Genomic DNA, 26,264 nt, shown 5'->3' with positions numbered 1-26,264 from the left:
CTGCCGGCAGACGAATGCAGGAGACGATGATGGCTGGTGAAGCACCGGAACTGAGCGCGCAGGAACGGGCGGGCAGGCCCTTTCCGGTGTCGTGGGACCAGTTCCACCGGGATTGCCGGGCGCTGACCTGGCGGCTCAACGAGGTTGGCCCGTTCCATGCGGTGATCGCGATCACCCGCGGCGGCCTGGTGCCGGCCGCGATCGTGGCGCGCGAGCTGGGCGTGCGCGTGATCGACACGGTCTGCATCGCCAGCTACGACCACGACAAGCAGGGCGAGCTGCAGGTCCTGAAGGGCATTTCAGAACAGGCGATGAAGCTCGGCGGCGGCACCGGCAAGGGGCTCCTGATCGTCGACGACCTCGTCGACACCGGCAAGACCGGCAAGCTGGTGCGCGAGATGCTGCCTGATGCGCATTTCGCCACCGTCTACGCCAAGCCGAAGGGACGCCCGCTGGTCGACACCTTCATCACGGAGGTCTCGCAGGACACCTGGATCTTCTTCCCCTGGGATACCGCGCTGTCCTACCACCCGCCGCTCCGCGACGGTGCGGCGTAAGTACAGAGGCTGGTGGCCATGGCCGGACGCGCGCGGTTGGCACTTTGTGGCTTCATCGTCGCGCTTGCGGCGATGGTCCTGACGGCCGAGGCGCGGAGCCAGGATCGCGCGGCGGTGGTCGACGACATCGTGGTCGGCAGCCGCGTTCTCGCCGAGTTCGGCGTGCTCGACGCATTCGGCCATGTCAGTGCGCGTGATCCCGACCATCCCGACCATTTCCTGATGTCGCGCTCGCTGGCGCCGGCGCTTGTCACCGCCGACGACATCATGGAGTTCGACCTCGACGGCAACGCCGTCGATGCCAATGGCCGCACTGTCTTCCTCGAGCGCTTCATCCACAGCGAGATCTACAAGGCGCGGCCGGACGTGATGGCGGTGGTGCATACGCACTCGCCCGGCGTGATCCCGTTCACGGTCAGCCAGGTAAGCTTGCGACCCGTCTTCCACAATGCTGCGTTCCTCGGCGCCGGGGCGCCGGTCTGGGACATCCGCAAGGAGTTCGGCGAGACCGACATGCTGGTGCGCAACGCCGCGATCGGCAAGGGCCTGGCGCTCGCGCTTGGCGACAAATCGGTGGTGCTGATGCGCGGCCATGGCGATGCGACGGTCGGCCCCTCCGTGAAGCTCGCGGTGTTCCGCGCTTACTACACCGACGTCGATGCGCGGCTGCAGTCGCAGGCCCTCGCGCTCGGCGGCGAGGTCAACTATCTGACCCCGGTCGAGGCGACCAAGGCCGATGCGGTCAATCTTCAGGTGCTCGATCGCGTCTGGAATCTCTGGAAGATGCGCGTCACCGCGGCGACAAAATAATGCCCCTGCAAAACCGCGTCACGCCGACCGGCGACATCATCGCCACCCCGCATCGCGGCCTGTTCACGGGCAATCGCGGCATCATCCATGATCCCGCGACGAAGACGCTGCTGAAGAAGCGCTGGTCGTCGCCGGCCTGGCTGACCTGCACCTGCGAATTCCGCGGTCGCCGCCGCGAGGTGATGGCGCAACGGAGCTGGACCGAGCTGTTCTTTCTCGATGAAGCCACCGCGCTCGCCGCCGGGCATCGTCCCTGCTTCTACTGCCGCCGCGACGATGCCAATCGCTTCCGTGCCGCGTGGGAGAAAGGCAATCGCGTGCAAGACGTCCGCATGCACGACATCGACACGGCGCTGCATCACGAGCGGCTCGATCACGGCAAGAAGCGGCTGCACGCGCTGCTGGTGCCGCTCGATCAGCTCCCCGACGGCGCGATGCTGCAACAAGGCGACGAGAGTTATTTGGTCACGCACGGCAAGGCACTGCTGTGGTCGCCGGCGGGCTATGCGGCGATGGAACGTCATCCTGCCGAAGCAACGCTGCTGACGCCGCCATCGACACTACGCGCAATGAACGCAGGTTATCAGCCCGTGCTGCACCCGACCGCGCTATCCTAGCGCAGCGGCTTACCTTCTTCATCCACCGTCGTTCGCGCATCGCGCAGCGCCCATTCGCGGATCACTTGTCGGCAGCGGACGAGTTCGGCTTCGCTCACAGCGTTCGCATCCTTTGACGCGCGCTCCACCATCGCCTTGCAGTTCAGCAGCACCGAGCGGTCCTCCGCTTGCGCGTGCAGCATGAGCGCTGCCAGCGCGACAACCGCGAGTGCCGTCCGAACAACCGCCATTACCCCAGCTTCTCGCGCGCGAGCGCCGCACCGGCGCCGAGTGCCATCAGCTTGGCTTCGGCGATCTCGCGCCGCATCGGCGCCATGCCGCAATTGGTGGTGGCGATGATGTTGCTCTTGGGCACGAACTTCGACACCGCGTCGATGACCTTGACGATGTCCTCGGCGGTCTCCACCGTGTCGCTGGCGACGTCGATCACGCCGGCCTGCACGATCTTGTTTTTGAGCAGTGCGAGCAGATCGAGCGGCACCTTGGAATTGCGGCACTCGATCGCGACCTGCTGGATCGGGCTGGCGTCGATCGCCGGGAAAATCTGCTCATACTGCCGCCATTGCGCGCCGAGCGTTTCCTTCCAGTCGGTATTGGCCTTGATGCCGTAGCCGTAGCAGATGTGGACGGCGGTGGTGCAGGTGAGGCCCTGCGCGGCGCGCTCCAGCGCCTTGATGCCCCAGTCGTTGACCTCGTCCATGTAGACGTTGAAGGCAGGTTCGTCGAACTGCACGAGATCGACGCCGTCGGCCTGAAGCGCCTTGGCTTCCTCGTTCAAAAGCTCGGCGAAGGCGAAGGCCATCTTGACGCGGTCGCCATAGTAGCGGTCTGCGATGGTATCGATGATGGTCATCGGGCCGGGCAGGGTGAATTTCAGTTTCTTCTTCGTGTGCGTGCGCGCGACGCGCGCCTCGTCGGCATGAACGCGTCCCTTCAGGCGGAGCGGTGCGACCACCTGCGGCACCATCGCCTTGTAGCGATCTTTGCGGATGCCCATCTCGACCTTGTGGGCGAAATCGATGCCCTCGATCTTCTCGAGAAAACCGTGCACGAAATGCTGCCGGGCCTGCTCGCCCTCGGTGACGATGTCGATCCCGGCGTCCTCCTGAACCTTGACCGCGAGCATGGTCGCGTCGCGCTTGGCGCGGAGAAGCTCGTCACCTTCCGACTTCCAGGGCGCCCAGAGCATGTTGGGCTCGGCGAGCCATTCCGGCTTGGGCAAGGAGCCGGCAATCGTCGTTGGAAACAGCATGGGTCCCTCCCGGCGGGTTGTGATTGCGCCTCTGTCTGCCATGTCTTAACGTTGAGGTACAGAACAACGAAAGTCGCCTTCTATTCCAGTGGCGACGACAGGGAAGGCCCAAGGAAGGGTCAAGGAAAGGCCAGAGGAAAGGTCGTGATCGATCTCCATTACGCACCGACGCCGAACGGTTGGAAAATCTCGATCATGCTGGAGGAACTCGGGCTTCCCTATACCGTGAAGCCCGTCAACATCCGCGCCGGCGAGCAGTTCAGCCCTGAATTTCTGGCGATCTCGCCCAACAATCGCATTCCCGCGATCGTCGATCACGACCCTGCCGATGGCAGCGGACCGTTCTCGGTGTTCGAGACCGGCGCGATCCTGATCTATCTGGCGGACAAGACAGGGCGCTTCCTGCCCAGCGACCTGCGCGGCCGCTCCACCACGATCCAGTGGGTGATGTGGCAGATGGCGGGGCTCGGGCCGATGCTCGGTCAGCACGGCCATTTCGCGCTCTATGCGGCGGAGAAGATTCCCTACGCGATCGAGCGCTACCGCGACGAGGCCGCGCGGCTCTATGGCGTGCTCGATCGCCAACTCGCAAAGACCGGCGCCTATGTCGCCGGCGACTATTCGATCGCCGACGTCGCCTGCTTCCCCTGGACCATGACCCACAAGGCGCAGGGCTTTACGCTCGACGACTATCCGAACGTGAAGCGCTGGTACGCCGAGGTGCGTGCGCGGCCGCAAGTGCAGGCGGGACTTGCGATCGGAAAATTCGTGAAAGAGCCGTTCGACGAGGAATCACGCAAGATCATGTTCGGCCAGAGGGCTAAGGAAGTGCTGGGAAAGAAGTAGCCGTCATTCCGGGGCGCGACGAAGTCGCGAGCCCGGAATCCATCGCGACGCAGTGACGGTGGCGAAATGGATTCCGGGCTCGCGCCCAGGAGGGCGCGTCCCGGAATGACGAGAGCAAAGGAAACGCCATGATCGAATTCTTCTTCGACTGTTCCAGCCCGTGGACCTATCTCGCCTTCCACAACATCCAGCCTCTTGCGAAGGAGCTCGGCGCCGAGATCGTCTGGCGGCCGATCCTGGTCGGCGGCATTTTCAACACCGTCAACCCGAGCGTCTACGCGCAGCGCGAGACGCCGGTGCCGCTGAAGGCGCGCTACATGAAGAAGGACCTCGCCGACTGGGCGCGCTCCGCGGGCCTTGCGATCAAGATGCCGCCGACGGTGTTTCCGGTGAACAGCGTCAAGGCGATGCGCGGCTGCATCTGGCTGGGCAAGGACATGGTGCCGTTCGCTACGGCCCTGTTCGAGACCTATTGGGGCGGCGACAAGGATATCTCGCAGGACGCGGTGCTGGCCGAGATCTGCAGGAAAGTCGGCATCGACGAGCAAAAATTCTTCGCCGGCATCTCGGACCAGGCGATCAAGGATCAGCTCAAGACCAACACCGAGGAAGTCGTCGCCCGCGGCGGGTTCGGCTCGCCGACGATCTTCCTTGACAAGACCGACATGTATTTTGGCAATGACCGCCTGCCGCTGATCCGCGAGGCCTTGATGCGCAGCAAGGCGAGCGCGGCCTGATGGTGCGGGCTGTCGTCTGCCGCGCGCTCGGCGCGCCCGAGTGCTTGCTGCTGGAAGAGTTTCCGTCGCGCGCCCTCAAGCCGGGCGAGGTGCGCGTCGCGATCCGCGCCGCCGGGCTGAATTTTCCGGACGTGCTGATGGCGGCCGGCGAATACCAGCTCAAGCCGGAGCTTCCGTTCACGCCCGGCATGGAAGCCGCCGGCGACGTGACCGAAGTCGGCGCCGAGGCGAAGGCTGTCGCAGTCGGCGACAAGGTCATCGTCAAGATGCGCCACGGTGCCTTCACCGATGAAGCCGTGGTGACGCCGTCGCAGCTCACGGCACTGCCATCGAACTTTGACTATGCCGAGGGCGCGACCTATCTCGCCGGCCATGGCACCGCCTATCACGCGCTGATCGATCGCGGCCGGGTCGAGCCGGGCGAGGTGCTGCTGGTGCACGGCGCCGGGGGCGGCGTCGGCCTCGCGGCGGTCGAGATCGGCAAGATGCTGGGCGCGACCGTGATCGCGACGGCGTCAAGCGACGAGAAGCTTGCGATTGCCAAATCGCGCGGCGCCGATCACTTCGTGCGTTACGACCGCGAGCCGTTTCGTGACGCCGTCAAGCGCATCACCGATGGCCGCGGTGCGGATGTGGTGTTCGACCCCGTCGGCGGCCAGGTGTTTGAGGACTCGATGCGCTGCATCGCCTGGGGCGCGCGGCTGCTGGTGATCGGTTTTACGGGCGGGATCGGCTCGGCCAAGACCAATCTGCTGCTGATCAAGGGCGCCAGCGTGCTCGGCGTGCGAGCGGGCGAGGCGGTGCGGAAAAATCCGGTGCTTGGCGAGGTACGCCTGAAGGCGCTGCTCGCATGGGCGGAGGAGGGCAAGCTGCGCCCGAACATCTCGCACCGCCTGCCGCTGGAAGATTATGCGCAGGCGATGCGGCTGTTGCTCGACCGCAAGGCCATCGGGCGGGTGGCGCTGGTGATGGATTGATGGAGCGATGGTGCCGTAGGGTGGATTAGTACGACTGAGTCATTTAGCTGAGTCAGTTTGCCACGTTTGATTTTAGTTTGGAATCAGATGGTTGTTGAGCTTTCCGTCTAGCGAGGAGGCTGTGATGGATCGCGGCAGCGGAATGGCGATTGCGGATCGATTTGGGGCGTATGTCGGCGAGCTGACGAAGGTGGTTGGGCACGCGGACCGGGCGGGACCGCTGCGGGATTATTGCTCAGGGCTATTGGCGACGGAAGGGCGTCGCAGCGTGGAGCCGATGGCGGCAGTGACAGCGCCGGCGCAGGTTTCGGCACAGCATCAGAAGCTGCTGCATTTCGTTGCCAATTCGGAATGGTCGGACGATCAGATGCTGGCCAAGGTGCGAGACCTGGTGATGCCGTCGATGACGCGGCATGGACCGATCGAAGCCTGGATCATCGACGATACGTCGTTTCCCAAGAAGGGCCGGCATTCGGTCGGGGTCCATCATCAATATTGCGGACAACTCGGCAAGCAGGCCAATTGCCAGGTGGCGGTGACGCTGTCGATCGCCAATCATCATGGCAGTCTGCCGATCGCATATCGGCTGTATCTGCCGCGAGCGTGGACAGGCGACAGATCGCGCCGCGCCGAGGCGCATGTGCCACGCTCGATCAGGTTCAAAACCAAACCGCAGCTTGCGCTGGAGCAGATCCGCGCGGCTGTGACGGCAAAGGTGGCTTGCGGTGCCGTGCTGATTGACGCGAGTTATGGGACGAACAGCGGTCTGCGCCGAGCGATCACGGGCTTGGGGCTAGACTACGTGGCAGCCATCGTCTCGACCGTCAAAGTGCGCGCGGTGCGCGAGGACAATCGGAAGCCGAAGCGCGTCAGCGTCGAAGCTTTGGCGCGCAGCCTGCCCAAACACGCTTGGCGCACCATCACGTGGCGAGACGGCAGCAATGAGAAACTGCGATCACGCTTTGCTAGCGTACGCGTGCGTGCCGCGCCAATACGGGGCGAAGCGCAGTTTGCCGAAGAGATCCTGCTAATCGAATGGCCCAAAAACGAAGCTGCGCCCACGAAGTTCTGGCTCGCAACCGTCGACCACGACATGCCGTTGCGCGACCTCGTCGATCTAGCCAAGCTGCGCTGGCGAATCGAGCGCGATTATCAGGAACTCAAGCAGGAAATCGGCCTCGGCCACTATGAGGGGCGCACGTGGCGAGGCTTTCACCACCACGGCACGATGTCGATCGCAGCCTACGGTTTTCTGATCTCCGAGCGGGAGAGGATTCCCCCCTCAGGACCTGATGGCGCCGCTGCAATCGAAAAACCTGCCCTTCCCCGTGGTTACCGACCCCGCGGCGCCCCCGATCCGGCCGCAACGCCACGTTCCGAACTCGATCGCAACCATCCATCGCCTGTTGGCGGTCGCGATTGTAGCGAACCTGCAACGATGCTCATGTTGCACCCGTCGCAAACCGCTAAGCCAACGACGAAATTTGTGATCCAGTAGGACTAACCCACCCTACGCAGCTACTTATACTCCCGCTCGCTCCACCACGGAAAATAGTCCGGCATGTCGCTCGACACCTTGTTCTTGAACTGCGCCGGCCGCTTCTCCAGGAACGACACCACGCCTTCCTTCACGTCCTCCGAGCGGCCGCGCGTGTAGATGCCGCGGCTGTCGACCTTGTGGGCTTCCATGGGGTCGTCGGCGCCCATCATGCGCCACATCATCTGGCGGATCAGCGCCACCGACACCGGCGCGGTCTTGGCGGCGAATTCCTTCGCGAGCGCGCGAGCGGTCGGCAGCAGATCATCGGGGGCGACGACCTTGCTGACAAGGCGACCGGCGAGCGCTTCCTGCGCCGGGAAGACGCGGCCCGAATAGCACCATTCCAGCGCCTGCGAGATGCCGACGATGCGCGGCAGGAACCAGCTCGAAGCGGCTTCCGGCACGATGCCGCGCTGGGAGAACACGAAGCCGAAGCGCGCAGCGTCCGAGGCAATGCGGATGTCCATCGCGAGCTGCATGGTGACGCCGATGCCGACGGCAGGACCGTTCACCGCGGCGATCACCGGCTTCAGGCACTTGAAGATGCGCAAGGTCACCTGGCCACCGCCATCGCGCGCTTGCGGATCGCTGTAATCGACCTTGCCGTCAGCAAACCGCTTCACCGGCCCGCGCCGCGCGTCGCGATCGAAGGTGTCTGCACCGGAGGAAAGGTCCGCTCCTGCGCAAAAACCGCGGCCGGCGCCGGTGACGATGATGGCGCGGACGTTGTCATCCTTGTCGGCGGCGTCGAATGCGTCGATCAGCTCGGCCTGCATCTGCGCGTTGAAGGCGTTGAGCTTGTCGGGCCGGTTCAGCGTGATGGTGAGGATCTGCTCGGCGACCTCGTATTTGATCGTCTCATACGCCATGGCGGTTTCCTTCCTTCGTCTCTTTGTCGGTCTCTCTAGCAGGTCATTCCGGGGCGCGCGAAGCGCGAGCCCGGAATCCATTGTGCAGCCTGGATGGCCGATGAATGGATTCCGGGCTTGCGCCAAGAGGGCGCAACCCGGAATGACAGAGTGCGGCTACTTCGCCGGCGGCTTTGGCCAGGGCTTCTGCGCGCCGCGCAGGGTTTCAAAAGCCTTGGCCATGCCGAGCACGCCGATATCGTCGAAGCGGCGCCCGACGATCTGCACGCCGATGGGAAAGCCCTTGGCGTCGAAGCCGCCGTTGATGGAGACCGCCGGGTTCTCCGACATATTCCACGGCACGGTATAGCAGATGTGCTCGAACGGCCTCATCGGATTGTTGGTCGGCGAGGCCCATTCCGCCGCATAGTTCACGTTCGGCGCGGTCGGTGAGATCACATAGTCGAGCTCGCAGAACAGCTTTGATGCCGCGGCCCGGATCGCCATGGTCTGGTTGAAGCCGCGGATCACGTCGACGCCCGACAGTTTCGCGCCGGACGCGCCCCAACTGAAGATATAGGGCAGCACCTTTGCCTGTTCGGCCGGCGTGAGCTTGGACAGATCGTCCCACATCCGCGCGCGCCAAAAGTTGTCGAGGCCGTCGAGCATCTCACGCGTAAGGATGCCGTCGACTTCGGTGACGACTGCGCCCGCAGACTCGAATGCCTTTGCGGCCTTCACCGCAACCTCGCGGACCGGCTTTTCCGCCGGCAGGCCGACGCCGGCATCGAGCATCAGGCCGATCCGCAGCTTGCGCGGGGACTTCTCCAGTCCCTTCCAGTTCAGAGGCTCCGCCGGCAGGCTCGTGCCGTCGCGCCGGTCGGGCTTTGCGATCACGCTCATCATCAGGGCGCAATCGTCGACCGTACGGGTCATGGGACCGGCGACGCGGCCGACATAGGTGGGATCGATCGGCACGCGGCCAAAGCTCGGCTTCAGGCCGACGAGGCCGCACCAGCCCGCCGGCAGGCGCACCGAGCCGCCGATATCGGTGCCGAGATGGAGGGGACCATAGCCGGCCGCCGCAGCAGCACCTGCGCCGGCGCTGGAGCCGCCGGGATTCTTGCTGAGGTCCCACGGATTGCGCGCGAGCGCATGGAACGAGGAGAGCCCCGAGGACAGCATGCCGTAATCGGGCATGGTTGTTTTCGCGAAGATGATCGCGCCGGCCTCACGCAGCCGCGCGGCGGGCGGGGCATCCTTCTCGGCTGGCACCAGCTTGACGCTCGCAGCCCCCAGCGGCACCGGCACGCCCTTGGTCGCGATGTTGTCCTTGACCGTGACAGGCACGCCGTCGAGCGCGCCTGACGGTTCACCTCCGGACCAGCGCGCGGTCGACGCCTTCGCCGCCTCACGCGCGCTGTCGGGATCGAACGCATAGAGCGCCTTCAGATGCGGCTCCCACGCAGCGACATGCGCGAGCAAATCCTCCAGCACCTCGCTCGGCGAGAACTGCTTTGCGCGATAGCCCGCGATCAGATCGACCGCGGACAGATCGTGCAGCGAGGTGACCGCCTCTTCGACGCTCTTTTTCTGCATTGCTAACCCACCGGCATGCGCGTTTCGATGATCCGGGCGAACATGCTGGCGCCGATCGGCAGGATCTTGTCGTCGAGCACGAAGCCGGGATTGTGCACGGGCACCGAGCCGTCGTGGCCGACCCAGAAATAGGCGCCGGGAATGGTTTGCAGCATGTCGGCAAAGTCCTCGCTGCCCATCTTCGGTTGGCTTCGGGTGATCACCTTGGCCGGATCGACGATGGTGCGGGCGACGTCCTCGACCACCTTGGACTGCTCGACCTGGTTGACCAGCACGCCGAAGGTGTCGCGGATGTCGACGTCGATCTCGCACTGATACGCAGCCGCGATGCCGGCGCAGATCGTGCGGATGCGTTGGCTGATCAGGGCGCGGACTTCATCCGAGAAGGTGCGAATGGTGCCGCAAAGATGCGCTTCGCCCGGAATGACGTTGTAGGCGGAGCCCGCATGGATCTGGGTGATCGACACCACCGCAGCCTGGAGCGGGTCGACGTTGCGGCTGACGACCGTCTGGATCGCCTGTGCCAGAGTGGTCGCGATGATCACCGCGTCCTTGGAACGCTCGGGCATCGCGCCATGCGCGCCATAGCCGGTGATGCGGAGGTCGAAGAAGTCGGCGCCGGCCATCGCCGGCCCGGGCAGGATCGCGATCTCGCCGAGATTGAGATCGGGCGCGTTGTGCAGGCCGTAGAGCTCGTCGCAGGGGAATTTCTCGAACAGGCCGTCCTTGATCATCGCGCGGGCGCCGCCGAGGCCTTCCTCGGCCGGCTGGAAGATCAGGTGCACGGTACCGTCGAAGTTCTTCGTTTCCGCGAGGTAGCGCGCGGTGCCGAGCAGCATCGTGGTGTGGCCGTCATGCCCGCAGCCGTGGAAGCGGCCGGGGATTTTCGAGCTCCATTTCAGATTGGTGTTCTCTTCCATCGGCAGCGCGTCCATGTCGGCGCGCAGGCCGATGCGCTTGCCGCTGGAGCCCCTGCCCTTGATGACACCGATCACGCCGGTGCCGCCGAGACCGCGATGCACCTCGATGCCCCAGCTCTTCAGCTTGTCAGCGACGATGCCGGAGGTGCGGACCTCCTCGAAGCCGATCTCGGGATGGGCGTGGATGTCGCGGCGGATGGCGGTGAGTTCGTCGGCGTAGCCGTCGATGCGGTCAATGGTGGGCATGTGTCCTGTCCGGTTGGCGTGACTTGATTAGCGGGATTTTGGCGTGAAAGCGGGGCCGCTCGGCTTGATACGGATGCCCGGCCGCAGGCGCGTCCAGGGCAGCGAGGCGGTATCGGCCGGCATCGCGCCCGGCGCGGCGCAGATCATCAGCTTCTCTGCGATCGGCTCGAAATCGGCGCGGAAGTGCACCGAGCTCTTGTTGACCAGAATCTTCTCTGCCGTCGGCTCGATGCCGACATAGCGATACATTGCCTGATCGGCGAGCTGGGCCTTGTGCGAGGAGACGACGACGCGGACGTCGCCGATGCGCAAGGCTGCGGACGGGCCCATCTTCATCTCGCGGCCGCCATAATAGGGGCCGGGCGCGATGAAGCGGCCGTCGGAGAGTTTTTCGACGACGAAGGTCTCGGTATAGGGCTCATCGCCGGGAATGCCGGACTTGCCGCCGAGCGAGAGCGTGACGGTGGCGCCGACGCCGGCCGCATGCGCGGCCTTGGCCGAGACCGGATCGTAGATCGCGCCGGTCGCGGCGCTCGCCTTGTTGCGCACCAGCGCGCGCAGCATGCCCGTCGTGTCGGAATCGCCGCCGGCGCCGGGATTGTCCTGGGTGTCGGCGATGATGATCGGCTTGCTCGCGCTCTTCGCAAGTTCCATGGCGTGGCGCACGCCGTCATCGGGCGTCCAGATCTTGCCGTCGAAATCGTCCTCGTGGCTTTCGATCAGCTTGACGATCGCATCCGCGGCGCGATCCGCGTCCGCTTGCGTCCTGCCATAGGCGAACACGCTCGGCCCGCAATCGCGGAAATCGGCGGCCGGGAAGCCCGGCGCGAAAGAGAGTGTCGGAACCGCATCGCTCTCCAGCGCGGCGAGCTTTTCGTAGATGCCCTTGGTGGGAAAGTCGTTGGTGCATTGCCAGCTGATCGCGATCAGGAAGGGCAATTGGCGGAACGACTTTGCGAAACGCTGCTTCGTCTTCAGCAGCAAAGCGAGGTGCTTTGCGGAGGCGCGACCGGTCTCGGCCATGTCGACATGCGGATAGGTGCGGTAGGCAATCAGCGCATCCGCATGTTCCATCATTGCGGGCGTGACGTTGGCATGCAGGTCGAGGCTGGCGACCAGCGGAACATCCTTGCCGATGACGCGGCGCACGCGCGCCAGAATCTCGCCTTCGCCGTCATCGAGATGCTCGGTCACCATCGCGCCGTGCAAGTCGAGATAGACCGCGTCGAGCGGACCGGCGGCCGCGATGCCATCGACCATCACCTTCACGATGCGCTCGAAGGCGTCCTTGGTGACATGCGCCGATGGGCTTGCGCCGCAGGCAATCGTCGGAATGAGTTCCCAGCCATTGGCCTCAGCGCTGTCGACGAAACCGGCCAGCCCAACATTGATGCGCCGCATTACCTTCAGCACGTTGGCGCCTTGCGTCATCGCCGGCCAGCCGCCGCCATGCTGGAAGTCCGCGAACGTCGCCTTCGTCGGAGCGAAGGTGTTGGTCTCGTGCAGGAAGCCGCCGACGGCGATACGTGTCATCATGCAAGTCCAGCGATTGAAAGTGCGCGAAATTAGCCATGGCGCTGCGGCGAGAGCAAGCGAGGAGCCCATGTCGCCGCGCATAGGGTCAGATCGTTTTTGGGCATGCTGCGGATGCGTGTTGTTTGAGAAGGCGCTTCCAAATCCTCGGTGTCGTCCCGGCCTAGTGCGCAATTGCGCACAGGCGCCGGGACCCATAACCCCAGGGAGGAGTTTGGCGAAGATTGGTCGTTCGCGATTAGCACCACGCGCGGTCGATATATTCCGCGGTATGGGTCCAGGCGTTCGCCGGGACGACACCGGTGGGTGTTGCTACGCCGTCGCCGCCATGCCCTCCGACACCGGCCGGAAATTCGCAAAGTCCCAGCCGCGGCCCGGCGCGGCTTCGAGCAGGGCCCGCGTATAGGCCTCCTGCGGATGGGTCAGCACTTCGGCGGCCGGGCCCTGTTCGACGACGCGGCCGTGCTGCATCACCACGACCTCGTCGCAGATTTGGGCTGCGACGCGCAGATCGTGGGTGATGAACAGGATGGCGATACCGAGCCGCTTCTGGATCTCATCGAGCAGTTCCAGCACCTGTGCCTGCACGGAGACGTCGAGCGCGGAGACCGCTTCGTCCGCGACCAGCACATCGGGATCGAGCGCGAGCGCCCGCGCAATCGCGATGCGCTGGCGCTGGCCGCCGGAGAACTGGTGCGGATAGCGCGAGACGGCATCGGCCGGCAGGCCGACCAGCTCGAGCAGCTCGCGCGCCCGCTTCATCGCATCGGCATGCGAGGTGCCGTAGTTGATCGGGCCTTCCGCGATGCTCTCGCCGACGGTGACGCGCGGATTGAGCGAGCGGTAGGGATCCTGGAACACGATCTGGATCTTCTGCCGGTGCGGCTGCAGCAGGCGGCGCGAGATGTCCGAGATCTCGCGGCCGGCCAGCCGCACGCCGCCGGAGGTCGGATCGATCAGGCGAACGATGCAGCGCGCAACCGTCGACTTGCCCGAGCCGCTCTCGCCGACGATGCCGAGCGTACGGCCCTTGCGCAGCGTCAGCGTCACCTTGTCGGCGGCAACGACCTCGCGGCCTTTGCCGAAGAACGCGCGCTCCTTGTAGACCTTGCTGAGCTCGTTGGCTTCCAGCACCACCGGTTCCTTGGTCTCGGGCCGTGCCGTGCGCGGCACCAGGCTCGGCACCGCAGAGAGCAGGTTGCGGGTGTATTCCATCGTGGGATTGCGCAGCACGGTGTCGAGCGGGCCGGTTTCAACCAGACGGCCCTGCCGCATCACGGCCACGCGGTCCGCGATCTCGGCGACCACGCCCATGTCGTGGGTAATGAACAGCACGGCGGTGCCGTGATCGCGTTGGAGGTCGCGGATCAGGGTCAAAATCTGCTTCTGCGTGGTGACGTCGAGCGCGGTGGTCGGCTCGTCGGCAATCAGCAGCTTCGGCTCCAGCACCAGCGCCATCGCAATCATGATGCGCTGACGCTGGCCGCCGGAGAGACGGTGCGGGTAGGAGGCGAAGATGCGCTCGACCTGGGGCAGGCGCACCTGCTCCATCATGTCGAGGATGCGCTTCTTGCGTGCCCTGGCATCGAGATCGGTGTGGGCGCGCAAGACTTCGTCGATCTGGCGGCCGACGTGCACGACCGGATTGAGCGCGGTCATCGGCTCCTGGAAAATCATCGCCATCTGCGTTGCGCGCAGCTGGCGCAGGCGGCGGTCGGTCGCGGTGAGGATCTCCTCGCCGACGAGCTTCACACTGCCGCTCGTTGGAACCAGCGTGCCCTTCGGCAGCAAGCCCATCGTGGTGAGCGAGGTCACCGACTTGCCCGAGCCGCTTTCGCCGACGAGGCACAACGTCTCGCCCTGGTGGACCTGGATCGAGATGCCGTCGATGATCTTTGGTCCCCCCGGCTTCTTGCCGACGGAGACGACGAGGTTGTTGATGTCGAGAACCGGGTTGGTCATCACTTGGTCGGTCATCACTTGCCCTCCCGCTGCTTCATGCGGGGATCGAGCGCGTCGCGGGCGGCGTCGCCGATCAGATTGATGCTGAGGATGGCGATCGAGAGCAGCAGGCCCGGCCAGAAGATCAGCGTCGGCTTGAGCTGAAAATACTGGCGGCCCTCGGCCATGATGTTGCCCCAGGTCGGCGTCTCCGGCGAGATGCCGGCGCCGAGGAAGGAGAGGATGGCCTCGGTGAGGATCGCGGAGGCGCAGACATAGGTGCCCTGGACGATCAGCGGTGCGATCGTGTTCGGCATCAGATGCCGCCACATGATTTTTGGTAGCGACGAGCCGACCGAGATTGCGGCTTCGACGTAAGGCTCTTCACGGGCGGACAGCACGACTGAGCGCACCAGGCGCGCCACGCGCGGGATCTCAGGAATGGTGATGGCAACCAGCACGGTCCAGATGCTGGCGCCGGACAGCGAGACCACGGCGATGGCGAGCAAAATGCTCGGCATCGCCATCAGGCCGTCCATGACGCGCATCAGCACGGAATCGATCAACTTGAAGAAGCCGGAGACGAGACCGATCGCAAGACCAATGACGATCGAGAGGATCGCCGAGCCGATGCCGATCAGGAGCGAGATGCGGCCGCCATAGATGACGCGCGACAGCAGGTCGCGGCCGTAGGCGTCGGTGCCGAGCAGGAATTGCGCCGAGGAGGGCTTGAGCCGCAGTGACGGCGCAAGCTGGATCGGATCATGCGGCGCAATCAGCGGCGCCAGGATCGAGATCAGCACGATCAGTGCGAGCAACACCGTCGCCGTGGCGATGATCGGTGTCGAGGTGAGGAAGCCGAAACGCGGCCGCAGCGGCGACGTGATCGGAATGGACGACTGGGGAAGGGTATCGACTGACATTTTTGGTGTTGTCCTTGCCTCAGTACCGGATCCGGGGATCGAGCAGCGTGTAGGCGACGTCGATCAGGAGATTGACGACGACGTAGATCAGCGAGGTCAGCAGGATCATCGCCTGGATCACCGGATAGTCGCGCGCCAGCACCGCATCCACGGTGAGGCGGCCGATGCCGGGGATGTTGAACACGCTCTCGGTGACGACGACGCCGGAGATCAGGAGCGCAAAGCCGGTGCCGATCACGGTGATCACGGGCACGGCGGCGTTGCGCAGCGCGTGCCGCATCATCACCGCGACCTCGTTGATGCCCTTGGCGCGCGCCGTTCGCACGTAATCTTCGCCCAGCACATCCAGCATCGCCGCGCGCGTCATGCGCGCGATCAGCGCAACGTAGATGAAGGAGAGTGCGCAGGTCGGCAGGATGATGCGCTCGAAGAACGCTCCGAAGCCGCCCGAGATGCTCTTGAAGCCCTGCACCGGCACCCAGCGCAGGTCGATCGCAAACACCTCGATCAGGACATAGCCGACCACGAACACCGGCACCGAGAAGCCGAGCACGGAGAGGCCCATCACGAAACGGTCGATCCAGGTGCCGTGCTTCCAAGCTGCAATCACCCCTAACGGCACGGCGACGACAACGGCGAGGATGATGGTCGATAGCGCGATCGAGATCGACGGCTCGACGCGCTGGCCGATCATCTTCATGACCGGCAAATTGGAGATGAGCGACGTGCCGAGATCGCCGTGCAGCAGCTTGCCGACCCAGGTGATGAACTGCACGATCAGGGGTTCGTTGAGGCCCAACGACTCGCGGATGCGCTCGAGCCGCTCCGGCGTCGCATTGTCGCCGGCGAGAATCGCGGCCGGGTCGCCGGGAGTCAGCCGCAGCAGCAGGAACACGAACAGCGCCACGACACCCATCACGGGCACCGCAGCCAGAACGCGGCGAATGAGATAACCTAGCATGCACCTATCTCCGGCTGCGGAACTTGTGGGGTCTTGAGGCCCCCATGGATTCGATCGTGTCTATCATGCGCGCCTGTCGCTCGGGCTGGAAAAGCCGGCCGGAGACCGCCCTGTTGGGGCAAATTGTGTGCCAAGGGCAGGGCGGTCGCAAGGGGCCGCCCCGCATCGATTTGCAACCACTCAGGATGCACGGCGCATCTCGCGCTCAACCGCAAGTTCTCCCCGAAATGAGGGGGCGGTCGGCGGCGCGTTGAGCCCGCGCCAGCCGTCGATGGTTCCGGCAATCATCTGCGCAGTCGCGGCCGACAGCGTCCAGCCGAGATGGCCGTGGCCGGTGTTGAAGAACACGCCGGGCATCCGGCCCGCGCGCACCACCGGCATCATGTTCGGCATCATCGGCCGCAGCCCGGCCCACGGAATAATGCGAGAGGTCTCGACCGCCGGAAAATTGCTGCGCACCCAGTCGACCAGCGGCTGCACGCGGTCGGCTCGGATGTCGCGGTTGAAGTCGTTGAACTCGGCCGTGCCGGCCACACGAAAACGATCGGCGCCGAGCCGGCTGGTGACGATCTTGGCGGCCTCGTCGAGCAGGCTGACGGTCGGCGTCGCGTTGCGGCTTTCGGCGGTGTCGAGCTGCACAGTGATCGAATAGCCCTTCACCGGATAGACATTCACGCGATCGTCGAGGAGGGCGGCGAAGTGACGGCTGGCCACGCCAGCGCACACCACGACGCCATCGACCTTCAGCATGCCACGCGCGGACGCGACAGCGTCGCTCGCGGAACGGTCGGCCCAACCGATCACGAAGCTTGCGCCAGCAGGGGCGATCGAATCGATATTCGCCTCATGGATGACGCTTGCGCCGCGACGTTTGCAGGCGTCCGCCAGCCCGCGCGTGAACTTGTGGATGTCGCCGGTCGCATCCGACGGCGTGTAGAAGCCGCCGTAATAATCCTTGCGCAGCGTCGGCTCGATCGTGCGGATTTCCTCCGGCGTCACCGGCCGCCGATCGAGGCCACCTTCCTGCAGCAGCGCATTGACGCGCAGGCCGGACTCAAAACCCTTTTTGTCGTGATAGATGTGGAGGATGCCGCGGCGTTCGAGATCGAAGTCGATGCCTTCGCGCGTCGCGATCTCGAACAGGTGCTTGCGGGCTTCGATCGCTAGCCGCGTGGTCAGAATCGTGTTGGCGCGGTAGTTGCCGATGTTGGCGACGAACTCGCTCATCCACGAATATTTGTGCCAGTTCGGCCGCGGGTTCATCAGCAGCGGCGCATCGCGCCGGAACATCCAGCGCAAGCCTTTCAGGATCGTCGCGGTGCTGTTCCACACTTCGGCATTGCTTGCGGAGAGCTGTCCGCCGTTCGCAAACGAGGTCTCCATCGCGGCGTAGCGATGCTTGTCGAGCACCGTCACTTTGTAGCCGCGTTCGAGCAGGGCATAGGCAGTCGTTACGCCGGTGATGCCGGCGCCGATGATGGCGATATGGGTCATGATAGGTTCGGGGCTCCCGTGAGTTAGAGTCGGCTAACCGCCGGCCCGAAAGCCGTTGGCGGCGCCCCATCTGTCACGGTTACCTGAGAGCTTGATCCGACAGAGACCTCGCGAGGTCTTCGTGGACTATCCCCTTCGGTGGACGTCACGATTTTCAAATCGTGCCGTCTCTCTCCAGATCGTCCTGACGATACAGTCCTTTTGCCTGAGAGTTTCCGGGGCGGTTGCTCCGTCGGCGCCGCAACGAAAGCTGGATGCCCTCGTTGCGATCTCTCCCGCATCGTCGCGTGGACCATCGAGCAGTACGATGCGCCTCATTTTTAGACAAGGCTAAATTTCACCCGCGACTGCCAACGCATTGTGCAGTGCGAAGTTGATTCAATTACTCCAGCGTTGCCAGCAGTCCCGCCATCAGGCGCCCGCGTTCGACCAGGCTCTCGACCTCGATGAACTCCTCGAGCGTGTGGCCATTACCGCCGCGCACGCCGAGGCCATCGAGCGTCGGGATGCCCATCGCGCCCGTAAAGTTGCCGTCGGATCCGCCGCCGGAACTCGCATGCGGCAATTCCGCGCCGAGAGATTTGGCGATGCCGCGCGCCTTCTCATAAAGCGCCATGGTGCCGGCATCCGGCTCCCACACCGGCCGCGTCACGCCGCGCGTCACCTTGAAGGTCACGTCGTTTGCCGTACCCGACAGCGCCAGCATTCGCTCGACGCCGCGGTCGAGATCGGCCTGGCGCTTGGCCATGGAGAGCGCTTCGCCGGTGGCGGTGGTCGCAACGCAATTGACCCATTGTCCGCCATGCACGACGCCGACCGAGAAGGTGCAGTCGTCGGTGGTCATCGCGTCAATTGCGAGAATCTGCCGCGCCATCTCGCGGATGGCCGAGCGTCCCGCCGACAATGTCGCGCCGGCGTGGCTCGGCCGTCCCGTCGCTTCAAGATTGAATCGCGCGATGGCGTAACGTCCGGTGGTGACGCCGTTGTCGGCGCGGCCAGGCTCGGGCACCAGCACATATTTGTTGCGCGCGGCTTCCGCCTCGATGATGTCGCGCGTCGACGGCGTGCCGACTTCCTCGTCCGGCGTGAACAGGATGGTGATCGGCAAGGGCGTGGTGAAGGACGCGCGCGCCAGCTGCCGGATCGCTTCCAGCGAGAGGTAGTTGCCGCCCTTCATGTCGTAGATGCCGGGGCCGTAGCACTTGTTGCCCTCGCGGCGCCATTTCAGTTTCTCGATGGTGCCGACCGGGTGGACGGTATCCATGTGCCCGGCGATCAGAATGCCCGGCTCGCCCTGCTTCGGATGCGGGAAGCGCGCGCGGATGACGCCGCCGAAGCCCTGACGGCCGCCGATGCGCTCGATGGTCGCACCCATGATCGCCATATCCCGCGCTGCGATATCAAGCATGCGGTTGACCGCACTCGCGTCCCAGGTCGGGCTCTCGCATTCCACCCAGGTGCGCAGGCCCTCGAGCATTGTCTCGGAATCGAAGGGAAGATTGGCTGGATTCATCTTAATGTCTCTCAAGCTTCGAAAGATGGAATGCGCATTGCATCAGCGCAGGCAGGACAAGCGGGGAGAGTTGTAGAGCCAAACCGATCGTTGTAGAGCCCGTCCATGCGCCGCAAGGGCTTGCACCGAAAGCGGATTGACGCGCTCAACACTGTCTGCAAGTCTCGAAAAGATAAAGGCATTGCATGAGGTTAGTTCGCCTAAGGAACGAACCGAATGCTCAACCAATAACCTGCCTTTGACCAGTTTCACGTCAGGAGAAACTTTTATGTTGAGCTTGATGCGCCGGGGGCGACGCGCGTTCGCCTCCACACTTGCGCTGTCGGTCGTCGCGCTCTCGACGGCGATGGCATCGCCGGTATTTGCGGCCGGCAAGACCATCACCGCGGTGATGCATTCGGATCTGCGCATCATCGATCCGATCTTCACCACCGCCTACATCACGCGTGACCATGGCTACATGGTCTACGATACGCTGATCACGACGGATGCGAACTTCAAGATCCAGCCGCAGATGGCGGACTGGAAGATCTCCGACGACAAGCTCACCTACACCTTCACGCTGCGCGACGGCCTGAAGTGGCATGACGGCGCGCCGGTGACGGCGGAAGACTGCGTCGCCTCGCTGAAGCGCTGGGCCGCCGTCGACGGCATGGGCCAGCAGATGATGACCTTCACGGCCAGCATCGAGGCGACCGACGCCAAGACCATCACGCTGAAGCTGAAGGAACCCTACGGCCTCGTGCTGGATTCGATCGGCAAGCCGTCCTCGCGCGTGCCCTTCATGATGCCGAAGCGCCTCGCCGAGACGCCGCCGGACAAGCAGATCCCCGAACAGATCGGCTCCGGTCCGTTCAAGTTCGTGCAGGGCGAATTCCAGCCCGGCGTGAAGGCGGTCTACGTCAAGAACACCGACTATTTGCCGCGCAAGGAGCCGGCGAGCTGGACTGCCGGCGGCAAGGTGGTGAAGGTCGACCGCGTCGAATGGATCACCATGCCGGACGCGCAGACCGCGGTGAACGCGCTGCAGTCGGGCGACATCGACTTCATGGAAGTGCCGCCGTGGGATCTGCTGCCGGTGCTTGAAGCCAATGCCGACCTCAAGGTCGAGACGCTGAACAAGTTCGGCTACCAGACGCTCGGTCGCATGAACTTCCTCTTTCCGCCCTTCGACAATCCGAAGATCCGTCGTGCGGCCTTCCTGGCGATGAACCAGAAGGACGTGCTCGACGCGCTGGTCGGCAACCCGAAATACTACAAGATCTGCGGCGCCTTCTTCGTCTGCGACACGCCGTTCGCGACCGATGTCGGCTCCGAGACGCTGGTCAAGGGCAACGGCATGGCGGATGCCAAGAAGGCGCTCGCCGAGTCCGGCTATGACGGCACGCCCGTCGTGGTCATGGTGCCCGGCGACGTCGTCACGCTGAAGGCGCAGCCGACGGTTGCGGTGCAGCTGCTCCGCGAAGCCGGCTTCAAGGTCGATGCGCAGGCGACCGACTGGCAGACGGTGGTGAGCCGCAGAGCCAGTCAGAAGCCCCCGAAGGAGGGCGGCTGGAACATGTTCTTCACCAACTGGGTCAGCGCCGACGTGTCCAACCCGATCTCGAATCTCTCGATCGGCGGCCAGGGCAAGAAGGGCGGCTGGTTCGGCTGGGCGGAAGACGCCAAGATCGAGAAGCTCAAGGACGACTTCGTCCGCGCGGCCTCGCTCGACGATCAGAAGAAGATCGCGACCGAGATCCAGAAGGAAGCCTATGACCAGGTGATCTACGTGCCGCTCGGCCAGTATCTGGCGCCGAGCGCATGGCGGAAGTCGCTCTCCGGCGTGCTCGACGGCCCGGCGACCCCGGTGTTCTGGAACATCGACAAGTCCGAGTAAGGCCAAGTCCTAGTCAGGGAAGGCGCGTTCGCGCGCCTTCCGTCCCGATCATCACGCGGCGCCGCTGTCATCAGCGGCGCTTCTCGCCAGGAGAGCTCGTCAGCAGAATTCGTCGCAGAACTCGTCAGGAGAACTTTAATGTTCCAACTCATGCGCCGGGGGCGTCGGGCGTTCGCCTCCACACTTGCGATGTCGGTCGTGGCGCTTTCGGCACTGGCCTCGCCAGTTCTTGCCGCAGGCAAGACCATTAGCGCCGTGATGCATTCGGATCTGCGCATCCTCGATCCGATCTTCACCAGCGCCTATATCGCGCGTGATCATGGGTACATGGTCTACGACACGCTGATCGCGACGGATTCGAATTTCAAGATCCAGCCGCAGATGGCGGACTGGACAATTTCCGACGACAAGCTGACCTACACCTTCACGCTGCGCGACGGTCTGAAGTGGCATGACGGTACAGCGGTCACTGCAGAAGATTGCGTTGCGTCCCTGAAGCGCTGGGCCGCTGTCGACGGCATGGGGCAGCAGCTGATGCTGTTCACCGCGAGCATCGAGGCGACCGATCCCAAGACTATCACGCTGAAGCTCAGGGAACCCTACGGCCTCGTGCTGGAATCGATCGGCAAGCCGTCCTCGCGGGTCGCTTTCATGATGCCGAAGCGTCTCGCCGAGACGCCGCCGGAGAAGCAGATCCCCGAGCAGATCGGCTCCGGGCCCTTCAAGTTCGTGCAGGCTGAATTCCAGCCTGGGGTGAAGTCGGTCTACGTCAAGAACACCGACTATTTGCCGCGCAAGGAGCCGGCGAGCTGGACCGCCGGCGGCAAGGTGGTGAAAGTCGATCGCGTCGAATGGATCACCATGCCGGACGCGCAGACAGCGTTGAACGCGCTGCAGTCGGGCGACATCGATTTCATGGAAAATCCCGCCTTCGAAATGTTGCCCACCATCGAAGCCGACAAGGAGCTCAAACTCGAGATCCTGAACAAGTTCGGTTTCCAGACGGGCGCGCGGATGAATTTCCTCCATCCGCCATTCGACAACGTCAAGGTCCGCCGCGCAGCACTGCTGGCGGTCAACCAGAAGGACGTGCTCGATGCGCTGATCGGCAATCCGAAATACTACAAGACTTGCGCCGCGGTCTTCATCTGCGACACGCCGTTCGCGACAGAGATCGGCGGCGAGACCCTCGCGAAGGGCGGCGACATTGCTGCGGCCAGGAAGGCGCTCGCCGAGTCCGGTTACGACGGGACACCGGTCGTGCTCATGGCGCCGGGCGACGTGCTGACGCTGAAGGCTCAACCGATCGTGGTGGCCCAGCAACTGCGCGAAGCCGGCTTCAAGGTCGATCTGCAGGCGACCGACTGGCAGACGGTGGTGAGCCGGCGCGCCAGCCAGAAGTCCCCGAAGGAGGGCGGCTGGAACATGTTCATCACAAACTGGGTCAGCGCCGACGTGGTCAATCCGATCTCCAACGTCGCGGTCGGTGGCCAAGGCAAGAAGGGCGGCTGGTTCGGCTGGGCGGAGGACGCCAAGGTCGAGCAGCTCAAGGACGCCTTCGTTCGCGCGGCCTCGGCGGAGGATCAGAAGAAGATCGCGACCGAGATCCAGAAGGAGACCTACGACCAGGTGCTCTACGTCCCGCTCGGCCAGTATCAGGCGCCGACCGCATGGCGGAAGTCGCTCTCCGGCGTGATCGACGGCCCGGCCACCCCGGTGTTCTGGAATATCGACAAATCCGAGTAGGACAAGTCTGAACAGGGGAAAGGTGCGTCCTGCTCCTTTCGTCCCGATCATCACACGGCGCCGCTGTCATCAGCGGCGCCGTTGTGTTTTGGCGGTCCCGTGTCGGCGAAAGCCCGGGAGCTTTTAAGTCTTCCAGACTCCGATCATTGCTATTTGTTTCCGATCTGAACTAGATGGTTTGTCTTCGCTCATTGCTTTCCTCCCGCCGATTTGAATCCGTTGATTTGATTCCCTTGCCGATCGATTTTGCACTCCAGGCGATGGCCGAACGGTCGGATCGCGCGCCGGCGCGCTGGCGGCGGCCGCTGCTGCGCTGGCTGGATGGCGTGGAGGCCGGCTGGGCCGTGCCGCTTCTCATTGCGTGCTTCGTCGCGGTCTGGACGCTGTATCTGGCCATCGCCTATGCCGGCGGCGGCCTGCATCCCGATACGCTCGAGGCCTGGACGCTGGGACGTAATTTCGCCTTCGGCTATCACAAGCATCCGCCGCTGATGGGCTGGATCGCAGCCAGCTGGACCTCCGTCTTTCCGCTCAGCGACTGGTCGCTGCAGCTGATGGCGATGGTGAACGCGGGCTTCGCCCTGGTCTTCGTCGATTGCGTCGCGCGGCAATTCGTGTCCGGGCACAAGCGCATCCTGGTGCTGCTGCTCCTGATGCTGACGCCGGCCTATCAATTCCACGCCCAGCGCTTCAACGCCAATGCCGTGCTGCTCGCGCTCTGGCCGCTCGCCACATGGTGCTTTCTGCGCGCGTTCGAAACCAGGTCCGCCGTCTGGGCGGTTGCGTTTGGATGCAGCACGGCGCTCGCCATGGTCGGAAAATATTACTCGATCTTCCTGGTCACGAGCTTTGCATTCGCCGCGCTGGCGCATCCGGCGCGGCGCGCCTATTTCACCTCCGCGTCGCCCTGGATTTCGGTCGTCGCCGGGCTCGCGGTGCTGTCGCCGCACATTGACTGGCTCGCGACCACGGGGGCATCGACCTTCACCTACGCGCTGAACCACGCCAACGGGAATGCCGTCAGCTCGCTCGGTGACGTGACGAACTTCCTGCTGGGACTCATGGCGGCGATCAGCGTCGCTGCCGGGCTCTGGGTGCTCATCGCGGGCACGCGCCTCAAGCAATTTCCGGCCGACTTCGCCGCGATGAGCCCGGGCCTTCGGCTTCTCTTCTACGGCGCCATCGGCACCATCGTCCTGCCGGTGCTGACCTCGCTCGCGATGGGCACGGATCTGCCGTCGCTATGGGCCTTGCAGGGATTGTTCCTGTTCGTCGTGCTGATCGTCTGCGGCGCCCGTTATCCCGTCGAACGTTTCTACACCGTCAATGTCACGGTCATTGTCGCAGGCGTAGCGCTTGTCGCCATCCTGGTCGCCGCACCAATCCATGCGGTCTATCGCAATAGCCACGGTTATGAAGAGGGACGGAACCTTTACGCGCAAGCAGCTGGCGAACTCACCCGGCAATGGCGCGAGCTGACCGGCGAGCCGCTCAGTGCCGTCAGCGGCGACGATTCGCTCGCCTTCGCCACCGCCTTCTACAGTCCGGATCATCCGCATTACGCGCGGCCGTTCGAGCACCAGTACGATTGGGGTCTGCCGCGCCAGACCACGCTCGATCGCGGCTGGGCCGCGCTCTGTTTCCGTGGCCAAGATTATTGCGGCCGCTGGATGGAATGGGTCTCCGCGCGCGCCGGAACTTTTGTCAGGCGAGAATTTACCGTGCAGGCATCGCTGTGGGGGCCCGGTCTGACCCGGGACGTTATCGTACTGATGGTGCCGCCACGTTCGAAGCGCGACTCATCGCCCGAAAGCGCCTCGCAGGATTTCAGCGCCAGCAAGCGCAGTCTGGAGTAGGGCGGTTTCTCAGCAGTGGCTGTCGCGCACCCGTTCAAGGCCTTCGCTTGCGAAGGGCGGGGCGACGGCGGGCTGCTTGACGCCGGCAGCCTTTCGCTGCGCCTCAGTCAGTTCCGACGCGTGATCGGTTTCGTTGCGTTTCGGTTCCATGAGGCGACCTCTCGAAAATGCTGCAGGACAACATCGAGGCGCCCGCGAAGTTCCTCACACGATGGGACGATGATGCGGCTTGAACAGCCGTCCCTTCTCCACCACCAGAACGATCGCGAGCGCTGCGAGCGTCGACAGGAAGAATCCGATCGAGAACGGCAGCAGCGTGCCGTCAAAACTCTGGCCGATCGCCGTGCCGACCGCGATGCCGATCAGCGTCGTGATCGAGCCATAGAGCGAGGAGGCGGTGCCGGCGATGTGGCCCTGCGGCTCCATCGCGAGCGCGGTGAAATTGGCGACCATCATGCCGAACGAGAACATCATCAGCGCCGACAGCGCCATGAACAGCGGAAGCGGCAGCACACCGAGGATCTCGGTCAGCAGCATCACGCCGGCGACCACTGTGTAGAGCGTCAGCGCGCCGTGCGAGATCACGCGCATGCCGAGCGTGCCGACAAATCTGGCGTTGAGGAAGCCGGCGACGGCTGTGCCGGCCGCGATCGCCGCAAAGGCGAGCGGGAAGTAGTGGCCGAGGTGATAGATGCCTGTGAACACCTGCTGCGCCGAGAATACGTAGGCGAACAGCGCGCCCATGACGGCGCCGGCGGCCGTCGCATAACCGATGGTCTGGCGGTTGGTGACGGTCTGGCGGAAGGCCGAGAGCACGTCGGCGGGCGCCAGCGATCTGCGTTCGGATTCGGGAAGGGTTTCAGGCAGCCGCAGCACGCTCCATGCCAGCGCGAGGACGCCGTAGAGCATCAGCACGACGAAGATGCCGCGCCATTGCGTGACCAGCAGCACGGCCTGTCCGAACGAGGGCGCGATCACGGGCACGGCGATGAAGATCATCATCGCGAGCGACATCACGCTCGCCATGCGGCGGCCCGCATAGCAGTCGCGCACGATCGAGGTCGCGATCACGCGCGTCGCGGAGGTGCCGAGGCCCTGCAGCGCGCGGGCGAGCAGCAGCGTCTCGAACGAGGGTGCCGCGACCGCGAGCACGCTCGCCACCACATAGACCGCCATGCCGCCGAGCAGCACAGGCCGGCGCCCGAACCGATCCGACAACGGGCCCATGACGAACTGGCCGGCGCCGAAGCCGATCAGGAAGGTCGACAGCACGAGCTGGAGATGGTTGGCGTTGGGAATACCGAAGGCCGCCCCGATATTGGGCAGCGCCGGCAGCATCATGTCCATCGCGAGCGGATTCAGCGCCATGATGGACGCGATCACAATAACGAATTCGGGAAAACCCATTGGACGGTGCCCGGAGGACACCCAGTCGTCGGCATTGACGTCGGACAAGCAGCTCACCTCTG

The 26,264-nt window shown here is 64.3% G+C and carries 23 protein-coding genes and 2 riboswitches; of the genes, 10 read left to right on the top strand and 13 right to left on the bottom strand.

What is annotated here, in order from left to right:
* Nucleotides 1-29 precede the first annotated feature (29 nt).
* From gpt to V1280_RS12430, 3 genes are read left to right on the top strand one after another with little or no spacing between them, the layout of a single operon-like run.
* Nucleotides 30-557 carry a xanthine phosphoribosyltransferase gene (gpt, locus tag V1280_RS12440; protein ID WP_194482023.1) on the top strand — a complete coding sequence of 176 codons (528 nt, stop codon included), beginning with the start codon at nt 30-32 and terminating at the stop codon, nt 555-557.
* 18 nt (nt 558-575) lie between these two features.
* Nucleotides 576-1,367: a class II aldolase/adducin family protein gene (locus V1280_RS12435; protein ID WP_334523721.1), complete on the top strand. Its 792-nt coding sequence runs from the start codon at nt 576-578 to the stop codon at nt 1,365-1,367.
* The gene (locus V1280_RS12430) at nt 1,367-1,984 is read left to right on the top strand and encodes a hypothetical protein (protein WP_334523719.1); all 618 of its coding nucleotides are present in this window, start codon (nt 1,367-1,369) and stop codon (nt 1,982-1,984) included. The genes V1280_RS12435 and V1280_RS12430 overlap by 1 nt, the downstream gene beginning before the upstream one ends.
* On the opposite strand, the gene V1280_RS12425 is transcribed toward V1280_RS12430, so the two are convergent.
* Nucleotides 1,981-2,166: a hypothetical protein gene (locus V1280_RS12425; protein WP_334523716.1), complete on the bottom strand. Its 186-nt coding sequence runs from the start codon at nt 2,164-2,166 to the stop codon at nt 1,981-1,983. The genes V1280_RS12430 and V1280_RS12425 overlap by 4 nt on opposite strands.
* Before the next feature lie 47 nt (nt 2,167-2,213).
* On the bottom strand, nt 2,214-3,236 hold the full coding sequence (locus V1280_RS12420; protein ID WP_334523711.1) for a methionine synthase: 1,023 nt from the start codon (nt 3,234-3,236) through the stop codon (nt 2,214-2,216).
* Between the two features lie 144 nt (nt 3,237-3,380).
* Here V1280_RS12420 and V1280_RS12415 point away from each other — a divergent pair, with 144 nt between their 5' ends.
* The 4 genes from V1280_RS12415 (at nt 3,381) to V1280_RS12400 (ending at nt 7,294) form a co-directional block, all read left to right on the top strand.
* A complete protein-coding gene (locus tag V1280_RS12415) occupies nt 3,381-4,082 on the top strand; it encodes a glutathione S-transferase N-terminal domain-containing protein (protein ID WP_334523708.1) in 702 nt (233 codons plus the stop codon).
* Nucleotides 4,083-4,210: 128 nt separating this feature from the next.
* Nucleotides 4,211-4,819, top strand: coding sequence for a 2-hydroxychromene-2-carboxylate isomerase (locus tag V1280_RS12410; protein WP_334523705.1), 609 nt, complete (start codon nt 4,211-4,213; stop codon nt 4,817-4,819).
* Nucleotides 4,819-5,796, top strand: coding sequence for an NADPH:quinone oxidoreductase family protein (locus V1280_RS12405; protein WP_334523702.1), 978 nt, complete (start codon nt 4,819-4,821; stop codon nt 5,794-5,796). The genes V1280_RS12410 and V1280_RS12405 overlap by 1 nt, the downstream gene beginning before the upstream one ends.
* A gap of 142 nt (nt 5,797-5,938) precedes the next feature.
* Nucleotides 5,939-7,294, top strand: a complete 1,356-nt coding sequence (locus tag V1280_RS12400; protein WP_334538281.1) for an IS701 family transposase — start codon at nt 5,939-5,941, stop codon at nt 7,292-7,294.
* 20 nt (nt 7,295-7,314) lie between these two features.
* Here the strand turns inward: V1280_RS12400 and V1280_RS12395 are convergent, their stop codons facing one another.
* The 9 genes from V1280_RS12395 to V1280_RS12355 form a co-directional block, all read right to left on the bottom strand.
* Nucleotides 7,315-8,205, bottom strand: coding sequence for a crotonase/enoyl-CoA hydratase family protein (locus V1280_RS12395; protein ID WP_334523699.1), 891 nt, complete (start codon nt 8,203-8,205; stop codon nt 7,315-7,317).
* A 156-nt stretch (nt 8,206-8,361) separates the two neighbouring features.
* Nucleotides 8,362-9,783, bottom strand: a complete 1,422-nt coding sequence (locus tag V1280_RS12390) for an amidase (RefSeq protein WP_334523696.1) — start codon at nt 9,781-9,783, stop codon at nt 8,362-8,364.
* A gap of 2 nt (nt 9,784-9,785) precedes the next feature.
* On the bottom strand, nt 9,786-10,949 hold the full coding sequence (locus tag V1280_RS12385; RefSeq protein WP_334523693.1) for a M20 aminoacylase family protein: 1,164 nt from the start codon (nt 10,947-10,949) through the stop codon (nt 9,786-9,788).
* Between the two features lie 27 nt (nt 10,950-10,976).
* Entirely contained in the window at nt 10,977-12,482 is a 1,506-nt protein-coding gene (locus tag V1280_RS12380) for a M81 family metallopeptidase (RefSeq protein WP_334538279.1), read from the bottom strand.
* A 312-nt stretch (nt 12,483-12,794) separates the two neighbouring features.
* On the bottom strand, nt 12,795-14,444 hold the full coding sequence (locus tag V1280_RS12375; RefSeq protein WP_334538277.1) for an ABC transporter ATP-binding protein: 1,650 nt from the start codon (nt 14,442-14,444) through the stop codon (nt 12,795-12,797).
* Nucleotides 14,445-14,458: 14 nt separating this feature from the next.
* A complete protein-coding gene (locus V1280_RS12370; RefSeq protein ID WP_334523690.1) occupies nt 14,459-15,346 on the bottom strand; it encodes an ABC transporter permease in 888 nt (295 codons plus the stop codon).
* A gap of 19 nt (nt 15,347-15,365) precedes the next feature.
* Complete coding sequence (locus V1280_RS12365; RefSeq protein ID WP_334523686.1) at nt 15,366-16,307, bottom strand: ABC transporter permease; 942 nt, start codon at nt 16,305-16,307, stop codon at nt 15,366-15,368.
* Between the two features lie 180 nt (nt 16,308-16,487).
* A complete protein-coding gene (locus V1280_RS12360; RefSeq protein ID WP_334523683.1) occupies nt 16,488-17,801 on the bottom strand; it encodes a D-amino acid dehydrogenase in 1,314 nt (437 codons plus the stop codon).
* A 68-nt stretch (nt 17,802-17,869) separates the two neighbouring features.
* Nucleotides 17,870-17,981: riboswitch (glycine riboswitch) on the bottom strand.
* Nucleotides 17,982-17,984: 3 nt separating this feature from the next.
* Nucleotides 17,985-18,089, bottom strand: a riboswitch (glycine riboswitch).
* Nucleotides 18,090-18,183: 94 nt separating this feature from the next.
* Nucleotides 18,184-19,314: a M20/M25/M40 family metallo-hydrolase gene (locus V1280_RS12355; RefSeq protein WP_334523681.1), complete on the bottom strand. Its 1,131-nt coding sequence runs from the start codon at nt 19,312-19,314 to the stop codon at nt 18,184-18,186.
* 268 nt (nt 19,315-19,582) lie between these two features.
* Here V1280_RS12355 and V1280_RS12350 point away from each other — a divergent pair, with 268 nt between their 5' ends.
* From V1280_RS12350 to V1280_RS12340, 3 genes are all read left to right on the top strand, one after another.
* Nucleotides 19,583-21,193 (top strand): ABC transporter substrate-binding protein, encoded by a 1,611-nt coding sequence (locus V1280_RS12350; protein ID WP_334523678.1) that lies wholly within the window; start codon nt 19,583-19,585, stop codon nt 21,191-21,193.
* 138 nt (nt 21,194-21,331) lie between these two features.
* Nucleotides 21,332-22,939 (top strand): ABC transporter substrate-binding protein, encoded by a 1,608-nt coding sequence (locus V1280_RS12345; protein ID WP_334523675.1) that lies wholly within the window; start codon nt 21,332-21,334, stop codon nt 22,937-22,939.
* Nucleotides 22,940-23,199: 260 nt separating this feature from the next.
* The gene (locus tag V1280_RS12340) at nt 23,200-24,795 is read left to right on the top strand and encodes a glycosyltransferase family 39 protein (RefSeq protein ID WP_334538276.1); all 1,596 of its coding nucleotides are present in this window, start codon (nt 23,200-23,202) and stop codon (nt 24,793-24,795) included.
* Nucleotides 24,796-24,804: 9 nt separating this feature from the next.
* On the opposite strand, the gene V1280_RS12335 is transcribed toward V1280_RS12340, so the two are convergent.
* A complete protein-coding gene (locus V1280_RS12335; protein WP_334523672.1) occupies nt 24,805-24,945 on the bottom strand; it encodes a hypothetical protein in 141 nt (46 codons plus the stop codon).
* 54 nt (nt 24,946-24,999) lie between these two features.
* Nucleotides 25,000-26,250 (bottom strand): multidrug effflux MFS transporter, encoded by a 1,251-nt coding sequence (locus V1280_RS12330; protein ID WP_334523669.1) that lies wholly within the window; start codon nt 26,248-26,250, stop codon nt 25,000-25,002.
* Between the last annotated feature and the right edge of the window lie 14 nt (nt 26,251-26,264).

Source organism: Bradyrhizobium sp. AZCC 2230, from assembly GCF_036924495.1.
Taxonomy (GTDB): domain Bacteria; phylum Pseudomonadota; class Alphaproteobacteria; order Rhizobiales; family Xanthobacteraceae; genus Bradyrhizobium; species Bradyrhizobium rifense.
This window is presented reverse-complemented; position numbering and strand designations above follow the sequence as displayed.

What these genes read in the sequence shown, in the direction of transcription:
- gpt (WP_194482023.1), top strand. Translation starts at nt 30, where the DNA reads ATGGCTGGTGAAGCACCGGAACTGAGCGCGCAGGAACGGGCGGGCAGG.
- V1280_RS12435 (WP_334523721.1), top strand. Translation starts at nt 576, where the DNA reads ATGGCCGGACGCGCGCGGTTGGCACTTTGTGGCTTCATCGTCGCGCTT.
- V1280_RS12390 (WP_334523696.1), bottom strand. Translation starts at nt 9,783, where the DNA reads ATGCAGAAAAAGAGCGTCGAAGAGGCGGTCACCTCGCTGCACGATCTG.
- V1280_RS12355 (WP_334523681.1), bottom strand. Translation starts at nt 19,314, where the DNA reads ATGAATCCAGCCAATCTTCCCTTCGATTCCGAGACAATGCTCGAGGGC.
- V1280_RS12350 (WP_334523678.1), top strand. Translation starts at nt 19,583, where the DNA reads ATGTTGAGCTTGATGCGCCGGGGGCGACGCGCGTTCGCCTCCACACTT.
- V1280_RS12375 (WP_334538277.1), bottom strand. Translation starts at nt 14,444, where the DNA reads ATGACCAACCCGGTTCTCGACATCAACAACCTCGTCGTCTCCGTCGGC.
- V1280_RS12380 (WP_334538279.1), bottom strand. Translation starts at nt 12,482, where the DNA reads ATGACACGTATCGCCGTCGGCGGCTTCCTGCACGAGACCAACACCTTC.
- V1280_RS12345 (WP_334523675.1), top strand. Translation starts at nt 21,332, where the DNA reads ATGTTCCAACTCATGCGCCGGGGGCGTCGGGCGTTCGCCTCCACACTT.
- V1280_RS12360 (WP_334523683.1), bottom strand. Translation starts at nt 17,801, where the DNA reads ATGACCCATATCGCCATCATCGGCGCCGGCATCACCGGCGTAACGACT.
- V1280_RS12420 (WP_334523711.1), bottom strand. Translation starts at nt 3,236, where the DNA reads ATGCTGTTTCCAACGACGATTGCCGGCTCCTTGCCCAAGCCGGAATGG.
- V1280_RS12395 (WP_334523699.1), bottom strand. Translation starts at nt 8,205, where the DNA reads ATGGCGTATGAGACGATCAAATACGAGGTCGCCGAGCAGATCCTCACC.
- V1280_RS12430 (WP_334523719.1), top strand. Translation starts at nt 1,367, where the DNA reads ATGCCCCTGCAAAACCGCGTCACGCCGACCGGCGACATCATCGCCACC.
- V1280_RS12335 (WP_334523672.1), bottom strand. Translation starts at nt 24,945, where the DNA reads ATGGAACCGAAACGCAACGAAACCGATCACGCGTCGGAACTGACTGAG.
- V1280_RS12405 (WP_334523702.1), top strand. Translation starts at nt 4,819, where the DNA reads ATGGTGCGGGCTGTCGTCTGCCGCGCGCTCGGCGCGCCCGAGTGCTTG.
- V1280_RS12365 (WP_334523686.1), bottom strand. Translation starts at nt 16,307, where the DNA reads ATGCTAGGTTATCTCATTCGCCGCGTTCTGGCTGCGGTGCCCGTGATG.
- V1280_RS12425 (WP_334523716.1), bottom strand. Translation starts at nt 2,166, where the DNA reads ATGCTGCACGCGCAAGCGGAGGACCGCTCGGTGCTGCTGAACTGCAAG.
- V1280_RS12385 (WP_334523693.1), bottom strand. Translation starts at nt 10,949, where the DNA reads ATGCCCACCATTGACCGCATCGACGGCTACGCCGACGAACTCACCGCC.
- V1280_RS12410 (WP_334523705.1), top strand. Translation starts at nt 4,211, where the DNA reads ATGATCGAATTCTTCTTCGACTGTTCCAGCCCGTGGACCTATCTCGCC.
- V1280_RS12370 (WP_334523690.1), bottom strand. Translation starts at nt 15,346, where the DNA reads ATGTCAGTCGATACCCTTCCCCAGTCGTCCATTCCGATCACGTCGCCG.
- V1280_RS12340 (WP_334538276.1), top strand. Translation starts at nt 23,200, where the DNA reads ATGGCCGAACGGTCGGATCGCGCGCCGGCGCGCTGGCGGCGGCCGCTG.
- V1280_RS12400 (WP_334538281.1), top strand. Translation starts at nt 5,939, where the DNA reads ATGGCGATTGCGGATCGATTTGGGGCGTATGTCGGCGAGCTGACGAAG.